The organism is uncultured Boseongicola sp., assembly GCF_937988555.1.
GTDB lineage: Bacteria > Pseudomonadota > Alphaproteobacteria > Rhodobacterales > Rhodobacteraceae > Boseongicola.
Genome location: NZ_CALJXO010000199.1, coordinates 1 through 2,621, shown reverse-complemented (window position 1 = coordinate 2,621; position 2,621 = coordinate 1). Strand labels below are relative to the sequence as shown.

2 protein-coding genes are annotated in these 2,621 nt (G+C 61.9%); both read right to left on the bottom strand.

Annotated features, from left to right (window positions below; genetic code table 11):
* Positions 1-436 precede the first annotated feature (436 nt).
* Positions 437-1,600, bottom strand: coding sequence for an IS110 family transposase (locus Q1B15_RS11325; protein ID WP_299753845.1), 1,164 nt, complete (start codon positions 1,598-1,600; stop codon positions 437-439).
* Between the two features lie 326 nt (positions 1,601-1,926).
* Positions 1,927-2,511: a BON domain-containing protein gene (locus Q1B15_RS11320; protein ID WP_299753844.1), complete on the bottom strand. Its 585-nt coding sequence runs from the start codon at positions 2,509-2,511 to the stop codon at positions 1,927-1,929.
* Positions 2,512-2,621 lie beyond the last annotated feature (110 nt).

The window sequence follows — 2,621 nt, the reverse complement described above, 5'->3', positions numbered from 1 at the left end:
GCGTCCGAGAAACCTTGTATGGGGCCTTTGTGGTCAAGACCCTTTGCCGGGGGTGTTAACGTGTTTTCATCATCGGTTTTCTGGGTTTAGAAGTTGGTTTCTTTACCCCGCAATTCGCCGCTCACCCGCGGAGCACGCCTGGTTAGGAGCGGACCCGCCAGGCGGGCCGCTGCGGTCGAGATGACGATCAGAGGAGGAGCTCGCTTTCGGGCGCGATCACCGCGCGCAACCTTGTATTCGGTCGCCCCTGGTGGGGCGGCACCATGATGCAGCCATGCGCATCGACGGCGAAGCTCCAAGCTGGCGGCCCCAATCTGCACAGCGGCATCAAAGCCGTAGGTTTCTCCGGGTTGCCGCCACCTCGGATCGTCCTCAAGCCTAACCGAGCGCAAGGACGATCTGCGAAGCCCGTGTGTCTCCAGTCATTCTCAAGTTCTTACAAGGCCGGCCGCAGAATGAAGCCCTCAGGGACTTCACCGGTCGTCACCAGGCGCCACAGGGCGATCAGCAGTTTGCGGGCGAGCGCCACGATCATGGTCTTGCGTGTATCACCGCGGCCATCGCTTGTCCGCTCCTGATACCACTGCACGAGTGCGCTGTCCTTCTGGAACCTGAGCAGGCGCCAGGCCAACTGGATCATGCCCCGGCGCACCCGAGCGTTGCCCGCTTTCGCCAGCCCTTTCTCGCGGCGTTTCGAGCCGCTCTCGTCCGGTGCGCCCGTGAGGCCGGCATAGCGCGCCACGGCCCGTCGATCGCGCAGCGGGCGCGACAGCACCTCCCGCACCAGCATGTCCGCCGTCTCGATGCCGACCCCGACGACCCGGGCAAGCAGAAGGATCATGGCGTGTGGCTTGACTTCAGGTGATGCTTCAAGTCGCTCCAGACGTGCCGCTTCGATGGCCTTGATCTGAGCGACAACCAGGTGCAGCCGCTCCAAATCGCGGGTCAGCTTGGCGCGCGTGTTGGGCGGCAGGGCCGTGCCTTCGGGTGTGCGCAGCTCATCAAGCTTTTCGCGTGCCCGGCGCAGTTTGGGATTGAAATTGCGCACGCCCAGCCGAGCCAGGTCACCCTTCATGGCGTTGATCAGCCGGGTGCGCTCCTTCATGAGGGTTTCACGCTCGCGGCTCGGGCGTTTGGCGTCCTCCTCCTCGCGGCTGGGGATCATCACCATGCTGCAGTGGCCAATTTCACCGCGTAGCCAGCCCAAAAACGCGCGCTTCAGCAAGGCGGTGTCAAGCCGGTCGGTCTTGGCCCGGCGGTGCTCGCGCGAAACAGCAACGCTGGCGGCATGAATGACATAGGCCTCAATGCCTTGGGCCCGTAGCCAGCGCACCAGCCAGAAGCCATCGCGACCGCTCTCGCAGGCCACCGCGATACGCGTGATCTCGTGACCGGCTCCGAGCGCTTCGTCGCGCCAACGCTCAAGCAGCCGGAACAGCGCCTCCTTGTCGGCCCTCAGCTTCTTGAGCGGGCTACGTTGAAGCCCAGGGACCATACCGCCGACCAGCCAGCTCGTTTGGCTGAGCTCGACGACGGCACCCAGCGTGCGAGGCTGATCGAAGGGTCTGTCGGATTTGCGGACATCGGATACTTCTGACATGGGGCATCTCCATCGTTGCTGATAGCGACGATGATGCAATAGCCTCGCCGCTCGCCCCATAGCATCTGCACAAAACCAGAAGTCACCAACATTCGCCGCGACCTGTCACCAGCGTGCTTCATCGATACTCAAGGTCGTGCCTTATGCGCCCTCGACCCAGGCTCTCTGTCCCACCGGAGTTCTGTTCGGTGTCCTTTCCTCGGATGGCACGGACGGCGTGATCTACAAGATCACCCTTTAACTGCTTACCAACAGCACGAATCGGCGGGATGTCTGCCCCGCGGTATCATTCCGGACCCCAGGTCACCGAAGGCGGCTCTGTGGCCTCAGGGGCGAACTTCGACGTAGTCCACGACCCGCTTGATCTCGGGTACGTTACCAGCCTCGGCGAGCGCCTTTTGCTTCTCCGCCGCAGACTTGGCGCGCCCTAGAATGTAGGCCGTGGCCAGCGGATCGATCCCCGCCCTGAAATTGAGGCTGCTGACACCGTCGGCCTCCAGCCAATTGGCCTCGACCGTGGCCTTCGCCTCGGTGGCCCCGGCGATCCCCAGCATTTCGTCCTTCTTGGCCTCCTGGTCGGCCGCACTCATGTACGTGACATGCCAGTAGAGTGCCTTCACGCCTTCGATCTTGCCCGCGTCGGCGCGGAAGCTCTCGACTGCGGCAGCGTCATTCAACAGCCCGTAGACTAAAAGTCTCTGCTCGTAGATCTCCGTCGAAACCGCCACGGTCTCGTACTTGACCATCAGTTCGTTAACGTCCAAGACGATCTCGTTGTCTGTTACGATATCGCTGGTGCTGCGGTCCTCCAAAGCCCGTTGACCAACCTTGACTGGCGGCGGCACACAGGCCGCGACCACCAAAACGATCAACATTGCAAGACTGCCTACGGGTGCGATGGATCGGTTCATTACCTTCCCCTCCAGAAATGATTGGCGTTAGACGATATTCCCAGATGATTCGTCGTCGTCCCTGAAAAAGGTAGCCAAGCCGAGCAGAGATTGAAAGCGTCGCCATTGAT

Coding starts and splice junctions, on each gene's coding strand:
- Q1B15_RS11325 (WP_299753845.1), bottom strand. CDS start 1,600: ATGTCAGAAGTATCCGATGTCCGCAAATCCGACAGACCCTTCGATCAG.
- Q1B15_RS11320 (WP_299753844.1), bottom strand. CDS start 2,511: ATGAACCGATCCATCGCACCCGTAGGCAGTCTTGCAATGTTGATCGTT.